This window comes from Candidatus Tisiphia endosymbiont of Nemotelus uliginosus (assembly GCF_964264755.1).
Lineage (GTDB): Bacteria > Pseudomonadota > Alphaproteobacteria > Rickettsiales > Rickettsiaceae > Tisiphia.
Genome location: NZ_OZ183481.1, coordinates 848732 through 870136 on the forward strand (window position 1 = coordinate 848732; position 21405 = coordinate 870136).

21 protein-coding genes are annotated in these 21405 nt (G+C 32.6%); 14 read left to right on the forward strand and 7 right to left on the reverse strand.

Annotated features, from left to right (window positions below; genetic code table 11):
• Positions 1–136: 136 nt before the first annotated feature.
• Entirely contained in the window at positions 137–970 is an 834-nt protein-coding gene (locus ACFELW_RS04455) for a hypothetical protein (RefSeq protein WP_375329751.1), read from the forward strand.
• Between the two features lie 62 nt (positions 971–1032).
• Here the strand turns inward: ACFELW_RS04455 and murG are convergent, their stop codons facing one another.
• Genes murG through ACFELW_RS04485 form a run of 6 tightly spaced genes read right to left on the reverse strand, consistent with a single transcriptional unit; the run spans position 1033 to position 7970 of the window.
• Positions 1033–2109 (reverse strand): undecaprenyldiphospho-muramoylpentapeptide beta-N-acetylglucosaminyltransferase, encoded by a 1077-nt coding sequence (gene murG, locus ACFELW_RS04460; RefSeq protein ID WP_375329752.1) that lies wholly within the window; start codon positions 2107–2109, stop codon positions 1033–1035.
• Complete coding sequence (gene ftsW / locus ACFELW_RS04465; protein ID WP_094648599.1) at positions 2106–3254, reverse strand: putative lipid II flippase FtsW; 1149 nt, start codon at positions 3252–3254, stop codon at positions 2106–2108. Before ftsW ends, murG begins: the two co-directional genes overlap by 4 nt.
• Positions 3247–4638 carry a UDP-N-acetylmuramoyl-L-alanine--D-glutamate ligase gene (gene murD, locus ACFELW_RS04470; RefSeq protein WP_375329753.1) on the reverse strand — a complete coding sequence of 464 codons (1392 nt, stop codon included), beginning with the start codon at positions 4636–4638 and terminating at the stop codon, positions 3247–3249. The genes ftsW and murD overlap by 8 nt, the downstream gene beginning before the upstream one ends.
• A 25-nt stretch (positions 4639–4663) precedes the next feature.
• A complete protein-coding gene (locus ACFELW_RS04475) occupies positions 4664–5596 on the reverse strand; it encodes an Rpn family recombination-promoting nuclease/putative transposase (RefSeq protein WP_375329754.1) in 933 nt (310 codons plus the stop codon).
• 41 nt (positions 5597–5637) lie between these two features.
• A complete protein-coding gene (locus tag ACFELW_RS04480; RefSeq protein ID WP_375329755.1) occupies positions 5638–6570 on the reverse strand; it encodes an Rpn family recombination-promoting nuclease/putative transposase in 933 nt (310 codons plus the stop codon).
• A 35-nt stretch (positions 6571–6605) separates the two neighbouring features.
• Positions 6606–7970 carry a M23 family metallopeptidase gene (locus ACFELW_RS04485; RefSeq protein ID WP_375329756.1) on the reverse strand — a complete coding sequence of 455 codons (1365 nt, stop codon included), beginning with the start codon at positions 7968–7970 and terminating at the stop codon, positions 6606–6608.
• A gap of 292 nt (positions 7971–8262) precedes the next feature.
• On the opposite strand from ACFELW_RS04485, the gene ACFELW_RS04490 reads away from it, so the two are divergent.
• The 11 genes from ACFELW_RS04490 to nuoE all read left to right on the forward strand — a co-directional run bounded on the left by ACFELW_RS04490 (position 8263) and on the right by nuoE (position 16286).
• Positions 8263–8802 carry a DUF2155 domain-containing protein gene (locus tag ACFELW_RS04490; protein WP_375329757.1) on the forward strand — a complete coding sequence of 180 codons (540 nt, stop codon included), beginning with the start codon at positions 8263–8265 and terminating at the stop codon, positions 8800–8802.
• A 12-nt stretch (positions 8803–8814) separates the two neighbouring features.
• Positions 8815–10107, forward strand: coding sequence for an O-antigen ligase family protein (locus tag ACFELW_RS04495; RefSeq protein ID WP_375329758.1), 1293 nt, complete (start codon positions 8815–8817; stop codon positions 10105–10107).
• A 19-nt stretch (positions 10108–10126) separates the two neighbouring features.
• Entirely contained in the window at positions 10127–10501 is a 375-nt protein-coding gene (locus ACFELW_RS04500; protein ID WP_250310787.1) for an NADH-quinone oxidoreductase subunit A, read from the forward strand.
• A gap of 4 nt (positions 10502–10505) precedes the next feature.
• A complete protein-coding gene (locus ACFELW_RS04505) occupies positions 10506–11033 on the forward strand; it encodes a NuoB/complex I 20 kDa subunit family protein (protein ID WP_341758998.1) in 528 nt (175 codons plus the stop codon).
• A gap of 1 nt (position 11034) precedes the next feature.
• On the forward strand, positions 11035–11649 hold the full coding sequence (locus ACFELW_RS04510) for an NADH-quinone oxidoreductase subunit C (RefSeq protein ID WP_375329759.1): 615 nt from the start codon (positions 11035–11037) through the stop codon (positions 11647–11649).
• 12 nt (positions 11650–11661) lie between these two features.
• Entirely contained in the window at positions 11662–12567 is a 906-nt protein-coding gene (locus ACFELW_RS04515) for an Rpn family recombination-promoting nuclease/putative transposase (protein ID WP_375329760.1), read from the forward strand.
• 203 nt (positions 12568–12770) lie between these two features.
• Positions 12771–13502 carry a peptide deformylase gene (locus tag ACFELW_RS04520; protein ID WP_375329761.1) on the forward strand — a complete coding sequence of 244 codons (732 nt, stop codon included), beginning with the start codon at positions 12771–12773 and terminating at the stop codon, positions 13500–13502.
• A 14-nt stretch (positions 13503–13516) separates the two neighbouring features.
• Positions 13517–14116 (forward strand): signal peptidase II, encoded by a 600-nt coding sequence (gene lspA / locus ACFELW_RS04525; protein ID WP_375330514.1) that lies wholly within the window; start codon positions 13517–13519, stop codon positions 14114–14116.
• Complete coding sequence (locus tag ACFELW_RS04530; protein ID WP_341758995.1) at positions 14117–14368, forward strand: DUF3035 domain-containing protein; 252 nt, start codon at positions 14117–14119, stop codon at positions 14366–14368.
• A gap of 224 nt (positions 14369–14592) precedes the next feature.
• Entirely contained in the window at positions 14593–15792 is a 1200-nt protein-coding gene (nuoD, locus tag ACFELW_RS04535) for an NADH dehydrogenase (quinone) subunit D (RefSeq protein WP_410521654.1), read from the forward strand.
• Positions 15789–16286, forward strand: a complete 498-nt coding sequence (nuoE, locus tag ACFELW_RS04540; protein WP_375329763.1) for an NADH-quinone oxidoreductase subunit NuoE — start codon at positions 15789–15791, stop codon at positions 16284–16286. Before nuoD ends, nuoE begins: the two co-directional genes overlap by 4 nt.
• A gap of 300 nt (positions 16287–16586) precedes the next feature.
• On the opposite strand, the gene ACFELW_RS04545 is transcribed toward nuoE, so the two are convergent.
• Complete coding sequence (locus ACFELW_RS04545) at positions 16587–17213, reverse strand: hypothetical protein (protein ID WP_375329764.1); 627 nt, start codon at positions 17211–17213, stop codon at positions 16587–16589.
• Positions 17214–17439: 226 nt separating this feature from the next.
• On the opposite strand from ACFELW_RS04545, the gene ACFELW_RS04550 reads away from it, so the two are divergent.
• Entirely contained in the window at positions 17440–18315 is an 876-nt protein-coding gene (locus ACFELW_RS04550; protein ID WP_375329696.1) for a tyrosine-type recombinase/integrase, read from the forward strand.
• The gene (locus tag ACFELW_RS04555) at positions 18315–21359 is read left to right on the forward strand and encodes a Tn3 family transposase (RefSeq protein WP_375329695.1); all 3045 of its coding nucleotides are present in this window, start codon (positions 18315–18317) and stop codon (positions 21357–21359) included. Before ACFELW_RS04550 ends, ACFELW_RS04555 begins: the two co-directional genes overlap by 1 nt.
• Positions 21360–21405: the final 46 nt, after the last annotated feature.

Genomic DNA, 21405 nt, shown 5'->3' on the forward strand with positions numbered 1-21405 from the left:
ATCACCCAAGTTGCAAGAATCAATTAACCAGGAAGTAGTTATAGGGAAAAAACAAGCTGATTGACCCAAATTTATCTTGTACTTTTTAATAAATATTATATAAAGCCTATTCATAAGTAAATAAAGGACTTTATATATGCCAAAATCTACTAAAGCTCACTTAGTTATTACCGCAAACAGAACCTTTTTTTGCAATAAAATGCCATATATTAGCAGACCTGAACATTATTACTTCGAAGTACTCAAAGATATAACGCTAACTGTAAAATATCCAATTGATATAGTAGTTGCCTTAAATCCCACAGGTGCAGTTAAGTTACCTTTAGCAGGTGCAGTTAAGTTACCTTTAGAGAAAGATTATTGTACTTTTCAAAATCAAAGCTCCTTAGATTCTCTTTGTGATCATGTCTCTATATTAAATAAAGATTCTATTACCTCACTTCTACTCCCTATAGGTACTAAAGTCAGCTTTACTAAAAACAATATTACCTATCATTTAGAAAACACAACTTCAGAAGAATTAGTCATAGAGAATCTAAATTTAGTTATCAATATTTATGAATACCTAACTGGCGAATTACCAGACACTCTTTTCATTTTTAAAATTAACAAAATAACTAAAATGGCACTTGAGTCTCATGATATAAGGTATCTAACATTTTATAAGATGAATCAAGAATTAATAGCTTTATTTGCTAAACAAAATAATGGGAATTTAGATTGCCAAAAAATAGATGCATTTATACAAAAGCATTTTTCAGAATTACCTGATATTATTCTTAAAATATTACAGGATTATCTTGGTTTAGAAAATCCCTATTACTTAAGTTCTCTCCCTCCAAAAATATTAAATGAAGATTTTTTGCACTTAAAGCCCTCCGATGTAAACTTTAGTAAGCATGTTGATATTGATGATAATCACACCATCACCCCTCTAGGAACCTTAGAGATTCATGAAGAAACACAATAAAATCCCGCTAAAAGGCAACTTCCTAGACGTCTTCTCCTCCCGCTAATAACAACCCAAAGAAATCAGTTTACTATTTCTTCTACTGTATCAGCTAAAATATTACTACCGTCATTTTTCCGCTTTAATAATTCACAAGATGCCCGCTCCAGTATATCACGATTTTTTATTAGCACTAAGAGTTTATCGGCTAATTTTTCTGCAGTAATTTTATTTTGTTCAAAACACCACCCTGCCCCACTATCTTCCAGTGCCTTGGCATTATAGAATTGATGGTTTTCAGTAGCAAAAGGTAGCGGAATAAAAATTGCCGGCAAGCCAATATAGCTAAGCTCAGAAATAGTTGATGCCCCAGCCCTTGATATTACTAGTTCTTGATTGGCATATTGCTGATCCATATCATAAAAGAAATCGGCTACTTTATGTGGGATGTTTAATTCACTATAAATTTTAGCAATATTGTCTAAATCTTCTGGAGGAGCTTGTTGGGTAATATGTAGTTTAATATCAGGATTTGATTGCACTAATATCTTAATCGCTTCCGGTATTAAAGTAGAAAAAACCTTTGCTCCCTGACTTCCACCAAAAATCAATATTCGAAAAATATCATTACTAAAATTATCCTTAACTTTCAGCTTTTTAACATTATCCCGTACTATATTTCCTATAACTAATTTCTTATTATAGTCAACAATATTATAATTTTTAGTTTCCTCATAGGTAAGCGCAACTCTTCTGGCCCATTTTAAGAATAATCTATTGACCTTACCAATAAAGCAGTTTTGTTCATAAATTACGATAGGAATACGTAACAATACAGCTGCTATCAGAGGAGGAGCAGAGGGATAGCCACCAAACCCAATTATAACACAAGGTTTGACCTGCACTAATAGCAATAACATCTTAAAAATCATAAATAATAAACAAATTAATAATTTAAACTTATTAAACAACCCTTTCGGTGGCAATCTAAAATTTATTATATGTGGAATGAGCGGTAAATCTTCAGTTAAATATTTTTGGCATCTAACGTCAGTAATAAGATGTAATTTATACCCGCGTTTCACCAATTCTTCAGCCAAAGCAATAGCGGGAAATAGATGACCTGCCGTACCACCACCAACAACAATTATACTCTTCATATGTCAATATCTTGAATTTTATAGTTAGTAAGGGAAGTTTTATGTTTGGTAAAACCAAGCAGCATCCCTGTAGCAATAGCTATGGCAAAAGTTGAAGAACCACCATAGCTAATAAATGGTAATGTCATCCCTTTGGTTGGTAATAAATTCAAGGTAACACCTATATTAATTAAGGCTTGTAAACCTATCTGTGCAACAATACCACTTGCTGCCAATTGAACAAATTTATCTTCTTCGTTAATGAGTTTCAGTAAACTACGAATCACTATAAAAGCAAATATTCCTATAATTATCAAGCAGATAATCGCCCCAAATTCCTCACCAGCAACAGCAAAAATAAAATCAGCATGAGAATCCGGCAATACTTGTTTTACCGCTCCTTCACCAGGACCACAACCATATAAACCACCATGCTCAAATGCTCTGATTGACTTACTAACTTGATAATTACTAATACTCTCTGGATCAAAAAAACTATTAATCCTTTTCGCTACATGAGGCAGCCAAAAATAAGCTGCTGTAACACCAAATAACAACATAAAAGCAGCAAGCATAATCCAAAATATTGGCATACCAGCAACAAAAAGCTGAATACCAAAAACTGCAGTAACCATCACTAACATACCAAAATCTGGCTGGATAATTAATAATAAAGCAATGATACCATACAGAACTATACAAATAGAAAAACTTGGAAATTCCCCCTCAAATTTCAATGATAATATCCAACCTGCAACTACCGCAAAAAATGGTTTTATAAATTCTGAAGGCTGCATCGAAAAACCTAAAATATTAATCCAGCGAATAGCCCCCTTAACTTCATAACCATAGAATTTAACTAAAATTAATAACAATATGCTGACAATAAATCCTAAAATTGACAATCTCTTTAACCATTTTTTGGAAAAAAGGGAAAAAAGAATGATCAATAGCGATGCACTAGCAAGATAAAATAATTGTCTAGAGGCAAAATAATGCTCATTGAGTCCTATTCTATTTGCTATTACTGGTCCAGCTGTAGTAACCAACATCATACTAAAAACAAACAGGATTACTAAAGCAATAATCATTTGCTGGTCGATACTACGCCACCACCATTTTAGGTAATTGTTAGATAATTCATTATTATGATTATCTTTAATCATGGTTAGCAATAATATTATATAATTCTATAAATAGATTTCCGCGTTCTTCAAAATTTTTAAATTGATCGTAAGAGGCACAAGCTGGAGCTAACAAAATATTTTTTATGCTCCCTATATCTTGCATTGCATCTCTAACTGCAACATTAAAAGCCTCCTGCAAATCTTGACAAATTTGAAAATTTACTCTACCCTTAAGTGACGATGCAAAAAGTTCTTTATCTTGACCAAAAAGATAAGCCTTATGAATTTTATCAAACCATGGAGCTAAATTTGTTATTCCTCCTTCTTTTGCCACTCCTCCAGCTAGCCAATATATATTATCAAGTGCAGCAAGGGATTTAGAAGCAGCAATGCTATTGGTAGCTTTGCTATCGTTATAAAATTTTATCATACTCGAATGATCTGAGTATATTGTACCAACATATTGCATCCTGTGCGGCAACCCCTTAAACAACTCGATAGCAGCAATTATTTGTTCTGGTCTTAGCCCTATAATCCGACAAGCCGTATAACTGGCAACAATATTTTCCTGATTATGGATGCCTTGTAGATAGCTATTATTTGGCAAATTAATAGTAATTGGTTCAAAAATATTGTCATAAACAACATTATTACAAATTGATACTCCTTTATCAAGGATTTTACCAACAGAGATTGGTATTAAATTTGTGGTATTCTCCTTTTGTAACTCTAAGAAAATATTTTTGGTAATTTCATTATCAACACTAATTATGGCAAATGAATCTTTATCCATTCGATCAAAGATTTTCTTTTTAGCAACAATATAGCCTTGCATATTATTATGCCGATCTAAATGATCCTCGGTAATATTAAGTAGCACAGCAATTTTAGCTTTAAAACTGCTTAATAAGTCTAACTGAAAGGAAGATAGCTCTAATACATACCCTTGACAATCTAATCCCATACTTAAGGCAGGAACACCAATATTCCCGCCAACTGGATAATCAAAACCACAAAACTGTAAAATATGACCAGTTAGAGCAGTGGTAGTACTCTTACCATTAGTACCAGTTATACCGATAAAATTAGCTTTCTTCTCCCCTCTAAACTTAACTTCCTCAAATAATAAATCTATATCTGAGGTTATTGATATATTACGGACATTCGCCATGGTAACAATGTCATGCGATAAGGGAACACCTGGACTCAACAATATCTTATCAATATCCTGCCACCGCTGATCAGAAAAGCTAACCAAATTATCGTTTCCATAAATTTTACTGAAAGCATCCCTACTACTACCTAGTTGATCATAACAAATTATCCTAGCTACTTTATTTAGCGATTGATAAGCAGCCATACCAGTCTTACCTAGACCAACTATCCCTATAGTCTTGTTTTTTTGTGAAAGAAATAATGACATAATTTTTAGTTTAATAATCCATTATTTACTGTACTTTCAGTAATTCATTGATTTTAGTAATAGATAGTCCAGTAATTTTCGCTACTTCTTCAATAGAGCTACCATTATTTATCATCATTTTTATTAATTTAGCTTCTCCTTTAGCTTCTCCCCTAGCTTCTCCCCTAGCTTCTCCGATTTGAATCCCTTCTTCTTTCCATACTTGAGCTATACTAGGCATAAGTTTTTCTCCTTTTTCTTTAGTTAAACTATTTTTTAATATTTTTTCTAACTCTATTTTATCATTTTGCTCAATAAAGGTCAAAGTATAGCTCAATAGATTTCTTATGTGGTCATGGCCTATTGTTATTTTACTCAATTTAGGCAAGAGATGAGAAATTTCCTGCCATCTTTTCAGTAATTGACGTTCGTGGATGTGTTTGAGGAAAAATAACAAAATCCCAGACCATATTTTTTTCTTGAGTTCTTCATCGGGGATGTCATGTACGTTAATAAGCTGACAATCATTTGTCCAGAAGCCTCTGGCTAAATCTGGATGGCTAAATAAATTCCATATATTAAGAGGTGCGTTATATTTCTTCTTGCCATTATAAATTATTAGGGGATAAATTACTGGAAGGCATTTAGCTTTAGGATTAGTAGTTAAATATCGATCACAAATATTAATCATATATTTAAATAACCTAAATGCCATCATTTTATCAACAGTACTTTGATGTTCCAATAGCAAAAAAATATAGCCATCCTGATCATTAAACTTAACAGAAAATAATACATCAGAAATAGTTTCAGAAAGGTCTGGCTCAATAAAACTATCTTTTTCTAATTTTAAAGATGTACTATCGATTAAAGCCAACACATCCTTCGGCAAATGAGTTGCCAAAAATTCTTTAGCAACTATTGGATTCTCCATAGATTTGCGAAAGATTTCGTCATGTTTTGGCTTGTCTGAAGTCATAATAAAACTTACTTATATAGCTAATCTAATAATTCATTAACTTACTGTACTTTCAGTAATTCATTGATTTTAGTAATAGATAGTCCAGTAATTCTCGCTACTTCTTCAATAGAGCTACCATTATTTATCATCATTTTTATTAATTTAGCTTCTCCCCTAGCTTCTCCGATTCTAATACCATCCTGTACTCCGATTTGAATCCCTTCTTCTTTCCATACTTGAGCTATACTAGGCATAAGTTCTTCTCCTTTTTCTTTAGTTAAACTATTTTTTAATATTTTTTCTAACTCTATTTTATCATTTTGCTCAATAAAGGTCAAAGTATAGCTCAATAGATTTCTTATGTGGTCATGACCTATTGTTATTTTACTCAATTTAGGCAAGAGATAAGAGATTTCTTGCCATCTTTTCAGTAATTGACGTTCGTGGATGTGTTTGAGGAAAAATAACAAAATCCCAGACCATACTTTTTCCTTAAGTTCTTCATCAGGAATATCATGTACATTAATAAGCTGACAATCATTTGTCCAAAAGCCTCTGGCTAAATCTGGATGGCTAAATAAATTCCATATATTAAGAGGTGCGTTATATTTCTTCTTGCCATTATAAATTATTAGGGGATAAATTAATGGAAGGCTTTTAGCTTTAGGATTAGTAGTTAAATATAGATCACAAATATTAATCATATATTTAAATAACCTAAATGCCATCATTTTATCAACAGTACTTTGATGTTCCAATAGCAAAAAAATATAGCCATCCTGATCATTAAACTTAACAGAAAATAATACATCTGAAATAGTTTTAGAAAGGTCTGGCTCAATAAAACTATCTTTTTCTAATTTTAAAGATGTACTATCGATTAAAGCCAGCACATCTTTAGGCAAATGAGTTGCCAAAAACTCTTTAGCAACTATAGGATTCTCCATAGATTTGCGAAAGATTTCGTCATGTTTTGGCTTGTCTGAAGTCATAATAACTTAAATTATATAGCTTCTTTGATAAAATTTTAAAGAAATTTCGTTGCTGAATTTTCAGTAATTTCTGATTTACTATCAAGTTCACTACTTAAAGACCTTATACTATTTTTAAATTGCTTAAATTGTGCCAATTGCTTGCCGCTAAGTTCTATACCAGGGGTAGATTTAACATGCATAGGGTTTACGTTTTTACCACTTATTTTAACTTCATAATGTAAATGTGCTCCAGTAGTCCTACCAGTACTACCGACATATGCAATTACTTGCCCTTGTTTCACTATACTTCCTGGTTTAAGGTTTTTAGCAAAATTAGAAGCGTGGGCATAAGCAGTTGATAAATTCTGACTATGTTTAATTTGTATGAATTTTCCGTAACCAGATTTCCAGCCTATCTCAGTTATCACCCCATTACCTGCCGCATAAATTGGCGTACCAGTTGGAGCTGCAAAATCAACTCCTTTATGCATTTTGGTATAACCTAAAGTAGGATGATGTCTATTACCATAATGTGAGGAAACTCTAACTAATTTGATAGGGGTTCTAAGCAAACTTCTTTTAACACTTTTACCATCTTCGGAAAAGAAATCATGATTATTTGCTGTATTATTTGGAGAATATCGAAAAATATTATACTCCTTACCGGATAAATTAAGTGATACATATAGAACCTTACCATGATGTGAAAATTTACCATCTTTGGTAACAAATTTCTCAGTGATAACAGTTACCGTGTCACCATTTTTAATTTGACGTTGAAAATCAATTTGATAACTATACGAATTAATCATTTCACTTATACTATTACTTGATAACCCTAAAGATTTTAAAGCTGACATAAAGTTTGAATTAATAACTACCGACGATTTGGTTAGGAGCTTATTGAAAACTTTGGTTACGTCTTTCGCAAGAAGGTCTTCACCTTCTCTAATAATTTCTAGAGATTTGATTTTATCATACGCTATAGTTAGTTTTTTCAATGTACGTGACTCGGAAGCAAGGTCTTGATCATCTTGTTCGATAAGTTTTGTTTCATAATCAAAAACCAGTTGTTGCCCTATCTTTAAAGATGATTCAATATTTTTGTCTCTTGCTATTTTTATAATTTGGGTTATTTCTTTACTTGGAATTTGTTGATGCAAAAGTATTGCTTTTAATGTATCACCTTTTTTGACTGTAACAATTTGGGATATTTCATCCGATAGTTCTTTTAAGGGGTCAACTATTTCTGGTTCCGCTATGGTAATTGACATAGTATCATTAACGAATTTATTGATCGATGAAGATACAAAAGTAGCAAAGCCCATAAAAATAAATATAGACAAGTACGAAAAACCAGTCCTAAATTTAGATTTAATTTGTGGATTGGTTAATATAAGTTGGATAATAGCTTGCATTAAGTCTTACTCAAATGTATTAGGTTCTTAGGTGATTCAGGAAAAATTTATCCATAATCTGGTTTGGGATGGATAGTTTCCTTCAAATTCCTCAACATAAGTGACTTCTAAAAGAAGTCTTGATATAGCCAACTTCTCATCAATTGACTCTAATTATATATTAGTTACTCTACCAATATGGAGTATAGAAAAATAAATTACAATAAAAAAATGTAAATTTTTACATATACAATTTTATTACAAGGTAGTATAACTACCACTCCAATATAACTCAAAGAATTATTATTTCCGAATGCTACAAAAATTGATGAAACGTCTTATATTTACTAGTATAATCGGTTTTTTATGTGTTCTCTCTCCTTATGGACAAGCCGAAGACGTCGTTCAAGATGTAGAATTCTTCGATACTACCGATGAAGATAGTAACGAGTTAGAAATTAAAGCCTTAGAAATTAAAGCCTTAGAAATTAAAGACCGTCAAGTTAACGACAATAATTTATCCAATATACCAAATAATGCTGAAAATTCAGAATTAAAAATTTGCCAGCAGGGCAAAATTATTGCTTTAAATAAAATTACCGCAACATCAAAGGAAATGTTATTAAAGCTTAATGAACCACAATATTTTGGTAACATTCAAATTAAATTGCATAAATGTATAAAAAATCTTGATCCTTACAATGGAGATAATTACATGCTATTAACCATTACAGAACATAAGATTGATGAAGACCCTATGTTAATTTTTCAAGGATGGCTTATCTCATCAAGCATTTCAGTTTCCACCTTTGAGCATCCAATTTATGAAATTTTTGCTAAAGATTGTTTATAAGGATATTTAAGAATGATACAATCCATGATTTACGTGTTAGTAATGTTATTTCCAGCAGTTGGATTAATTTCCGGTTTCTCTGCAGCAGTAATAGTTCCTATTTGGTTATTAACTATATTAACCACTTTAAGAGGTAAAATTTTTGTTAATTTGCAATATGCTGCTGTTAAAAAAACTTTGCTATCCAATTGGAAATTGGAGTTACTATTTTGTCTTTGGTGTCTTGTAACAAATTTTTATTCACATAACTATCCTGCCTCTTTAGTTAATTATCTACAAGTTTCTTTAGTTGTTCTAATAGGGTTTATCGTAAATAGCAATATTGACAAATTACCGATCAATGCAACCAAAATAAAAATATATTTTATTATAGGAATAGTGGCAGCAATTGCTCTATTCTTTATAGAATATCTATCTCATGGTATTATAACAAGAACCTTTCGTACTATTTTTCAGCCAAATTCTTCCGGTCAGTTCTTTTTATTCCTTCTTGATCGGGGCTGTTCTTTATTGTCAGTTCTTTCCTGGTTACTCATTGCTATACTGATACTATATCATAAATATCTATTGGCACTAATATATTATCTGTTAATTTTTTATTTATTATTTATCTCAGATAGTTTGGCAAGCTTTTTAGCATTTACCGTAGGTGGGTTAGTATTTTTAACAAATAGGCTGTTAGCAACCAAAGCATTGCAATCTATTTTTTTGAAATTATTTACCTTGGCTATGCTCACCGGTTCGATAATGATGCCGATAATTAGCTATAAAATACAACCATATTATGCATTAGAGAACTATGCTAAATTTCTACCTGATACTGCTAAGCATCGGGTGTTTATTTGGCACTTTGTTGCCAAGCAAATTATCAAGAAACCAATTTTGGGCTATGGATTTGCTTCGTCAAGAAATTTTAAAGTTGATAAAGAACAAATGGTTAGCTATCATCAATGGACTTGGTCACCATTACCTCTACACCCACATAATAATATAATGCAAATTTTATTTGAAACGGGCTTAATAGGTTTGATACTATTTTTATCTTTAATTTATAAATATATTCAAAAAATTAGTAATATAAGCTTAGTGCAGTCCTCTAAATATGATAAGATGAATCTAGCAAGTAAGGAAATAGATATAGATACGTTAAATTACAAGTCTGTTGCCTATGCTTGCTTTATAAATTATTATATAATAGGTATGATCTCATTTAATATTTGGCAAGTATGGTGGGTTTGCAGTGCCTTTGGGGCGATTATTTTGCTTAAATTACTATTACGTCGATCAGTGACTATTTCTAACTAATTTTTTAAGGTAATTACTAATGTTGGAAACATCGCACATATTACAAGAATATTTGCCTATAGTGGTATTTTTTGCTATAGCATCAGTTTTGTCGTTGATAATAGTCACATTACCGAGGCTTTTGAGTCCTCGGAAATATAATAAGGCTAAGCTGGATAGTTATGAATGCGGATTTGATCCTTTCGGTGATGCTAGGAGCAAATTTGATGTACGTTTTTATCTAGTAGCTATTTTATTTATTATTTTTGATTTAGAAGTAACTTTTTTGATGCCGTGGGCTATTACGCTTGGGAAAATTGGTAAATTTGGTTTTTTTTCAATGATGTTTTTCTTATTTGTACTTACTGTTGGTTTTATATATGAATGGAAAAAAGGAGCATTAGATTGGGAGTAATTACATGAAAGCAGAAATAGATTTATATGATCAAGACAAGATACTTGCAGAAGAAATCTCAAATCGAGGATTCTTGATAACTAAACTTGATGATTTGCTAGGCTGGGCTAGAGCTAATTCACTTTGGCCTATGAGCTTTGGTCTTGCCTGCTGTGCAGTAGAAATGATGCAAGCTGCTTCCAGCCGTTATGATATGGATCGTTTTGGTATGTTGTTTAGACCAAGCCCCCGTCAATCTGATTTAATGATAGTTGCAGGAACCTTAACCAATAAGATGGCTCCGGCTCTTAGAAAAGTTTATGACCAGATGACTGAACCTAAATGGGTTCTATCAATGGGAAGCTGTGCCAATGGTGGTGGCTATTATCATTATTCCTACTCAGTAGTGCGTGGCTGTGATCAAATAGTACCAGTAGACGTATATGTACCAGGTTGTCCCCCGACGGCTGAGGCTTTGATTTATGGCTTAATGCAGTTACAAAAGAAAATTAAAAGAACTACTAGATTTAAGATTAAGAGTGCTAGTGTATAATATGGAAGAGATTATTGATAAATTGATAAAAAATCAAGAGCTTGAAATAGCTGTGTTACCTGTACAGTCAAATGGTTCAAATATACATTTTGCTGCTTATAAATCTACTATAGAAAGCTTGTTGCCATTTTTATCGTCAATTAAGCAATCTGAGAATTTACGTTTTACCGTGTTGACAGATTTATTTGCTGCTGATTTTTTAGACCGTTTGAAACGGTTTGAAGTAGTGTATAATTTACTAAGTCTTAAATTAAATAAACGTATACTAGTCAAAGTTGAGGTTGGAGAAAATGACATAATTCCTTCAATTACCAAAATCTTTAGTGCTGCCTGCTGGTATGAGCGTGAAGTATATGATATGTTTGGGGTAAATTTTGCTGGGAGCCATGATATTCGCCGTATTCTAACAGACTATGATTTTGTTGGTCATCCTCTTAGAAAAGATTTCCCATTAACTGGTTATGTACAAGTTAAATATGATGAAACTCTAGCAAAAGTAGTATACGAGCCAGTTAAGCTCGATCAGCCATATAGAGAATTTGATTTTTCATCAAGTTGGAAAGGAGCTAGTTATATATTACCTGGAGATGAGAAAGCAAATAAACATACTATATAAGTAAATTTTATTATGACTTCAGACAAGCCAAAACATGACGAAATCTTTCGCAAATCTATGGAGAATCCAATAGTTGCCAAAGAATTTTTGTCAACTCATTTGCCTAAAGATGTGTTGGCTTTAATCGATAGCACATCTTTAAAATTAGAAAAAGATAGTTTTATTGAGCCAGACCTTTCTAAAACTATTTCAGATGTATTATTTTCTGTTAAGTTTAATGATCAGAATGGCTATATTTTTTTGCTATTGGAGCATCAAAGTACTGTTGATAAAATGATGGCATTTAGGTTATTTAAATATATGATTAATATTTGTGATCTATATTTAACTACTAATCCTAAAGCTAAAAGCCTTCCAGTAATTTATCCCCTAATAATTTATAATGGCAAGAAGAAATATAACGCATCGCTCAATATATGGAATTTATTTAGCCATCCAGATTTAGCCAGAGGCTTTTGGACAAATGATTGTCAGCTTATTAACGTATATGACATCCCCGATGAAGAACTCAAGAAAAAAATATGGTCTGGAATTTTGTTATTTTTCCTCAAGCACATCCACGAACGTCAATTACTGAAAAGATGGCAAGAAATCTCTTATCTCTTGCCTAAATTGAGTAAAATAACAATAGGCTATGACCATATAAGAAATCTATTGAGCTATACTTTGACCTTTATTGAGCAAAATGATAAAATAGAGTTAGAAAAAATATTAAAAAATAGTTTAACTAAAGAAAAAGGAGAAGAACTTATGCCTAGTATAGCTCAAGTATGGAAAGAAGAAGGGATTCAAATCGGAGAAGCTAGAGGTGAAGCTAAATTAATCAAAATGATGATAAAAAATGGCAACTCTATTGAGGAAGTAGCGAGAATGACTAGATTATCTATTGCAAGAATCAATGAACTACTGAAAGTATAATAAACTGGTGTTTATTAGCGAGGAGCCACTTTGGTGGTGACGAAGCAATCTAATGAATGTGGGTTGCCACGACCACTACGCGGTCTTGCTAATAGGCGTCTTGTACTTTTCTACAATTTTTTAATTGTCACGGTGTTTAATACTAATCAAGTTAGCTATAATTTATAAAAGACTACAAACAAAAAATAGGAGAATCTAACATTATGGTCAAGAAACTGACTAAATTATTAATCATGATAGCCTTATGGGGTAATACAGCAATAATATATGCAGAAAAATCAACTAAAGTTAATAGAAGAGACGATATGCCTAACAAATTTAACGGAACAGTATTACTAGAAGATTCATTGCCAAATTATGTAACTGCAGATATTTCTAATCTAGAAGCATCGTCAAAAACATCAATAAGAATACCTGCAAGTTCTGTTAAATTCCCTTTATCTAAGGAAGACAAAAAGGATATAGAAATACTTATAAGAAAATTTGATAATGAGGAAAATTGTGCTGGTTTAGCAGCTCCACAAATAGGAATTTCTAAAAGAGTAATTGTTTTTGCAGTACCTGATGATCCTTCTTTAAAGAAATGGCGACCAGATTTAACTCAAACTATGCCTAAAACTCTGTGGATTAACCCATCTTATAAACCGATTGGCACTGAAATGCATGAAGATTATGAGGGATGCTTTTCTGTAAAAGATGTAACTGGTTCAGTAAAACGTTATGAGAAAATAAATTACAGAGCATTTGACCAAGAGGGCAAAATAATAGAAGGACAAGCAGAGGGGTTTACAGCTAGGGTCATTCAACATGAAATAGATCATCTTGATGGTAAATTATTTATAGACCTTGTTCCAAAAGACAAGACTATGAGTATAGAAGAATATAGAAAAAAACGAGCAGAGGCACTTAAGGAAAAAGATAAAATCGAGAATTAAATTTTAATATGCATATACTATTAACATTAAAAAGAATATTACTAATTATTCGTCAGAATAGTCGTATAGTTATTAAATTGGTAATTATAGATCAATTAGTAAAATGGTGGTTTATAAATTATCTAAGGGGCAAAATTGGTCTAACCATGAAGGTAACAAGCTTTTTAGATATAGTTTATAGCTGGAATCATGGTATTAGTTTTGGAATGTTCCGAAATTATTATCAGTATAGCAATATGTTGTTTATAGTTATTAACTCTGTTGTTATAATATATTTATGGTATATCTTATTAAAATGTAAGACAATGACAGGCTTTGTTGGTTATAGTTTTGTCATTGGTGGGGCTATCGGTAATTTGATCGATCGTTTTGTTAATGGGGCAGTATTTGATTTTATTTATTTTCATTATCAAGATTTTGGTTTTCCAATATTTAATCTAGCTGATAGCTTTATTTCATTAGGTGTAATGTTCTTATTGCATGATTATTATAAGACCAAGAAAATTGTTGAACAACAACAAGATGTTCAATATAATCACACTGTGATACAGGCTGAAGCAGATAGGATTCGTGAGCTTGATTTTAAGAAAAATATAAATTTAAGAGGAGATTGAGTGCGTATAATTTTTTGGTTATTTGCTACTGTAATAATGCTGTCTGCGTGCAGTAAAAAAGTAAAAGAAACAATAGGGATAGTTACCCCTGGTCCCAATGAGTACAGGGTTGAGCGTAATAAAACTTTAGAAATGCCTCCTCACTATGACTTACCTGCTATTGAAGGAAAGGATAAAGAAAGCCATAAAGCCTCTTCTCCAAAAACTCTTAACGATGGTGAACAAGCCCTCATAGAGGAGATAGAGAGGTAAGACTAATTATATAATTTTTTTACTTTTTCACTTAGTGGACAAAAATTTTGGTATATACTCAAAGGTACAGAGAAACAATAATTGCCGGAGTTTAAAATAAGGTGAGTGATAATAATAAAAATAGACCTCTTGCAAAACTCGCTTATGCTGAGGAATTTGAAGGAGACGCTTCACCTCGAACCGCAGCGTACTCTAGTGTACGTGAGGATTCGAGTACCGCATCATTGTCCAAATTACCAGCAGAAGTAGAGTTAGGCAAGAGGTCTAATGTTGTACTGAATTTTGGACCACAACATCCAGCTACCCATGGAGTTTTAAGATTAATCTTAGAAATGGATGGTGAGGTGATCAATAAAGCAGATCCGCATATTGGCTTATTGCATCGTGGTACTGAAAAATTAATTGAGTATAAAACATATCTACAAGCTATACCATACTTTGATCGATTAGATTACGTATCGCCAATGTGCCAAGAACACGCCTTTGCCTTAACAGTTGAAGAATTGCTTGGCTGCGAAGTTCCAAGACGAGCTCAATTTATTCGAGTGATGTTTTCTGAACTTACCCGTATCCTTAACCACATCCTTAATATCACAACCCAAGCTCTAGATGTTGGGGCTACTACCCCTCTATTATGGTTATTTGAGGAACGTGAAAAAATTATGGAATTTTACGAGCGTGTATCTGGTTCTAGAATGCATGCAAATTATTTTAGACCTGGTGGCGTTGCCCAAGACTTACCAGATGATATATTAGAAGATATTCATATTTTTATTCAACAATTTCCTAAAAAATTACAAGATGTTGAAACCTTGTTAAATGACAATAGGATTTGGAAACAACGCCTAGTAGATATCGGAGTAGTAAGCCAAAAAGAAGCTATGGATTGGGGGTTTTCTGGTCCAATACTACGAGGCTCAGGTATCGCATGGGATCTTAGAAAAACCAATCCGTACGATGTATATGGTGAACTAGATTTTGACATACCAATTGGCAAAAATGGTGATTGTTATGATAGGTATTTAGTTCGCATTGAAGAAATGTACCAATCACTTAAAATTATACAACAATGTCTTGAAAAAATACCGAAAGGTAGTATTAAAACTGATGACCCTAAAATTGCCCCACCATCAAGAAAGCAAATGAAAGAATCGATGGAAGCAATGATTAATCATTTTAAACTTTATACTGAAGGATATAACGTACCACAAGGCGAGATATATCGATTTGTTGAAGCCCCAAAAGGCGAGTTTGGGGTATATTTATACTCTGATGGAAGCAACAAACCCTATAGATGCCGTATTAAAGCCCCTGGATTTGCTCATCTGCAAGGTTTAGACTTTATGTCGAGAGGCCATTTGATGGCAGATGTGGTAACTATTATTGCCAGTCTTGACATTGTTTTTGGAGAAATTGATCGATGAATGATGAACCAGTAAATTTCAGTTTTAATGATGAAAATTTAAAAAAAACTCAAGATATTATTAAGAAATATCCTGAAAATAGACAGAAAAGTGCGATCCTACCGTTACTTGACCTTGCCCAACGGCAAATGAATGGTTGGTTACCTAAAGCATCGATAGAGTATGTGGCAAATTTTCTAAATATACCTTTCATCAGAGCTTATGAAGTTGCAACATTCTATACCATGTTTAATCTACAACCAGTAGGACGATACCACATACAAATTTGTGGTACTACCCCCTGTTGGCTAAGGGGTAGCGATAAAATTGCTACTATCTGTAAGAATAAGCTTGCTATTAATTTCGGTGAGCTAACCAGCGATAAAAAGTTTAGCCTTACAGAAGTTGAATGTTTGGGTGCTTGTGTTAATGCACCAGTTGTCCAAATCAACGATGATTTTTTTGAAGATTTAGATGAAGAAGGCATGGCTAAGTTAATTGATAGCCTTGCTTAATATTTATTTTATATCTAACCCATTCATCATTGGCGAGGAGACCGTAAGGTCGACGAAGCAATCCAAAAAATGAACCAGGAATGGATTGCTTCATCACAGCAAAGCTACTGCTAGAAGGCTGTTGGAAATAACTAGCCTTCCTGCATAAGTCAATCTAGTCGGTGATTTTGTCGTCGAAACTCGCCTCCTCTCCGTAACAATCGTCTATGTACACGAAGGTAGCAGGCTTCGTTTCTCCTAAAAATCCCGAGGGCTTCTTTGACTTATACAGGAAGTCTACTAAAGTAATTATATTTTGAGCTATAAGTAGAGTTTAAAAAATAAAAATTGTAAAATTGCTAGATGTATAGCGTAGATATATAAAGCATTATGACTGATAATCCGTAAATTTACAGCAAGTTTCTGCTCAAAATTTCTTGCAACCATAAATATATATCCTAGAACCCCGAATATAATGACTATAAATACGTAAATATACGAAAACTGAAAAATAGATATAGTATGCATTATGGACAAAATTATAGATATTGCAATGGTAAGCCTGAGATTACCTAGATCATGCTTAGCAATATAGCCAAGTAGCATGATAGCCATAGATAAGGTTCCGTAATCAATAAGGAACCAACTACAGAACCAAAGAGAGCCAAGGAAAACAACATGACAATAGCCTTTATAGAAAAAATTATTTAAGCTATTACGAAAATAATAAAGATAGCATTGTCCTAAAAAAATAGGGATAAGTATATTAGTTACAGTAAATTCCCTAAATAATATGGTAGTAAAAATATATAGCAGAACTCCAACTACCAAAATTCTAATTTTTGGTTTTGTATGAAAATTATAGCCAGCAAAAAAACAAAAAATCGGCATAGTAGTACGACCAATAACTCGCATTATTTCGTACTCAGGAAAAAAATATAACCCCAAATGATGGGTTAAATTACAGAAACGGGGCAAAAGCGAACTAGCAGCATGAAATTTGCCCGAAATAACTTCTTTTTATAAAAATATCGTATCATAAACCATAACAAGTCATCTGTACATTCCTTAAGAGATATTATACCTTAGCAGCAAATAAGGCTAAGAAATCTAATCGTATAATAGCATTATTTGTAATAGGTTATCCTATCAAAATCTAATCGCATAATTATTTATGACTAAAATTACTCAAATTAAGCAATATATTGCTTATCAAAAATCGACAGATAAATCACCTGCAACATTGGTAAGTTATCATAGCGATCTGATTCAGTTTGCTGCTTGGTTTGAAAAGGCTAATAATACGGATATGGATTTGCTTCATATTACTCCAACTGATGTTCGTCAGTATAAACAATATTTGATTGATTCCAATTTTAGACCGCAAACGATAAATCGTCGATTATTGTCATTAAAATATTTTTTAGAATGGGGGTGGGATAGTAAAAAGATCAAATATCGTTTTCCATTACCACCGACTGTTAAGCAATCACAGCCGATACCCAAGTGGTTGAGTAGAATTGAGCAAAATCAGCTATTACGTTGTGTAGAGCGTTGCGGTAAAGTTAGGGATATTGCTATCGTGAGGGTTTTAATGAACACAGGATTGCGAGTTAGTGAATTATGTAATCTCAAATGGATACATGTTGTAATGAGTGATCGTAAGGGCAAGTTATTGGTAAATGCCGGAAAAGGTTCTAAATATCGTGAAGTCCCATTAAATAAAGATGCAAGGCAGTCTTTTTTTGATCTGGGATATAAAGATTATGCTGGTAATGATTCTTTCATATTTATTGGTCAACGTGGAACTTTGTCTCCTCGCGGCATTCAGCTTATGTTAAAAAGCTTGAATCTTCCAGGTGAACTTGCGATAATATCACCGCATCAACTCAGACACACTTTTTGTAAGAATTTGGTGGATGCAGGAGTTAATTTGGAAAAGGTTGCAGTACTTGCAGGACACGAACGATTAGATAGCACCAAGTTATATTGTCATCCATCTTTTACGGATCTTAGTGATGCTGTGGAACGAATAGGGGAATTTGACTGATGCGTTTGATAGAGATACTGCCGTCTTACGAGATTAGATTATTTGATAATCCACCAATATTATCAATAGACGATCAGAAATACTATTTCAAAGTAGATGAGACGGTAATGAGCTTGTTAAAAGGCATTAAGGAAAATCATAACAAAGTTGGCTTGTTATTGCAGTATGGATATTTTAAAGCTAGCGGTAAATTTTACACGCAAAGCCTATTTAAATCCGGTGATATTAAATTTGTTGAGAAAGTTATCGGTGTTAGTGTCACCAAAGATTTTAGTAAACGATACATCGATAGAACACGTCAAAAACACAGATTATTAATTCTTGAAACTTGTGGTTATATAGAATTTACCGGTGCTGAAACGTTATTTTCACAAAGGGTAGAAAATTTAGTTGCACAACAAATGCATCCACGCAAATTATTCTACTTGCTGATAGAAGAATTGCGTAACAAACGAATTGAAATACCAAGTTACGATAAGGTTACCAGAATTGTCACAGAAAAATTTGGTGTTTTTGAAAAATCAGTTTTGCAAGCAATAATAGATATAATCACACCAACACAGCGTGAAGCACTTGTTCAACTTGTTTGTACTACAGGAGAATATTATCAACGACCATTACTTACTCGACTCAAAAGCATTAATCAGTCATTAAGACCTGGGCAAATTAGACATGGGATACACAATTTTCTTATAATTAAGAAATTATTTCAGGAATTGCAGTCAGTGATAAAAAAACTAGATTTATCAGTAGATGCGACCAAATATTATGCTGGGTGGATAGTTAAAGCAAAAGTAACACAAATCACCGATATTGTAGAGCCAAATAAGAGGTATTTGTATCTTGTTGCATTTATTGACCATTATTACAAAATTTGGCAAGATACGCTTGTTGATATGTTACTAAGAAATGTGCAACAGCAGTTAAATAATGCCGACAGGAAACTAAACAATGTAGTAAAAGAAAAAATTCCCGATAAAAATAAATTGACCTACTCTGTTTTGTTAGGCTTTGATAATACCAAATCAACGGTTGATTTGGTAAGAAAAATACTACACGATAATGCTCTTACTAATGATCAAAAAGTCGAGAAACTATGTCAAGTTGTGCCTTTGGAGAATACTAATACAGACTTAAAACATGCTATATCAGATGCTAAGAAACTAGAGGACCAGCTTAATAATGAGAAGGCACAAAGTGATAAATTGGATATTTTGTCTACTCTTTCTAGAAAGTTACAAAATCGTGTTGCTGATATTATAAAACATCTGCAGTTTGAAGTTTGTAAGGATAATAATGTGCTTTATTCAGCCTTAATTTATTATCAGTCGGAGAAGAATATTACCACCGCTGCTCCTGATAAATTCCTAGAAGATCATGAGTATAAAGCAGTTTACAGAAATGGTGAATTTAATGTGTCGCTATATAAAGCTATTCTTTTTTGTAAGGTAGCCAACGCAATCAAGGCAGGTCAAATTAGTCTTTTGTACTCTTATCGCTATTTATCAATCGATGAATATTTAATTGATGAAAATTATTGGACAAAAAATAAACATACTATTATACCAAATCTTGATTTACCCGAGAATATTGATCGTTTACTAACAACACTTCGTGGCTCTTTAGATAAACAATATATCGATGTTAATCAACGAATTATCAATAAAGAAAATAAACATGTCTCTGTTAAAAAGGACGGAACATACTCTATACACACACCGGCTATCGACAAACTGGACTATGACTCCATTTCAACGATTATCGGTAAAGAAAAATATATACCCATTTTACAAATGATGGCTGAAATGAATGACTTGTCTAATTTTACCGCCAATTTTAAACACCATAAAATAAAGGGGGCAAAAGCAAAACCAAACAATGAAATATTTTTTGCCGGAATATTTGCTTTAGGTAGTAACATAGGCTTACATAAGCTTGCAAGCACTGCAATAGGAGTTAATTACAACACTTTGTCCAATGCCGTTAATTGGTATTTCTCATTGGAAAATTTATATATGGTAAACCAAACCTTAATAGACATAATGACAAAATTGTGGTTACCAAGCAAATTTAAACGTGAGAAAAGTCTATTACATACATCAAGCGACGGTCAAAAACAATGCGTATCAGTAGAATCATTGAATGCCAATTACTCATATAAATATCACGGTAATAGCAAAGGTGTTAATGTCTATCGATTTATTGATGAACGGGGAATCCTGTTTTACACCGATGTATTTAGCAGTTCTGAAAGAGATGCGGCTTATGTGATTGACGGTTTGCTGCACAATGAAATCATTAAGAGTGACCTACACTCGACAGATACTCACGGCTATACCGAGATGATTTTTGCCGTATCACATCTAATCAGTGTAACATTTGCACCTCGCATAAAAGATGTTACTTCACTAAATTTAGTAAGTTTTGATAAGATTAAATCTAAATTGGCTAATGACAATTATCCTGTTAGACCTGCATATTATGTCAAGGAAGATAAAATAATAAGAAACTGGGACGATATATTACGACTGGTTGCAACCATTATGCTTAGAAAACACCGAGCGTCAGTAATATTAAAAAGATTAAGTAACTATGCTAACCAACATCCTCTCCAAGAAGCACTAAAAGAATTTGGTAGAATTATTAAATCTATCTTTGTACTAAAATATATCGATGATATTACTTGGCGACAAACCATTGAGAAACAACTAAACAAAGGCGAGTTAGCTAACAAATTTGCTACTGCTGTTTCATTTGCAGGCGAAGAAATCACTGCAGCCTATCGAGAAGATCAGGAAATATCGGCTATGTGTAAAACTATTATTCAGAATATAATTATTTTATGGAATTATATAGCGCTTACAAAAATAATTATGCGATCAGATAGCACCACTAGACAAATCTTATTAGAGAATATTCCCAATGCTTCAATATTAAGCTGGAGACACGTCAACCTGCATGGAATTTACGATTTTAGCAATTTATTAGCAACAAATGATCAAGATTATTCTTTTAATGAGGTGGTTAATTTTAAAGCGGCATAATGCTTATTATACGATCAGATTTCTTAGCCTTATTTGCTGCTAAGGT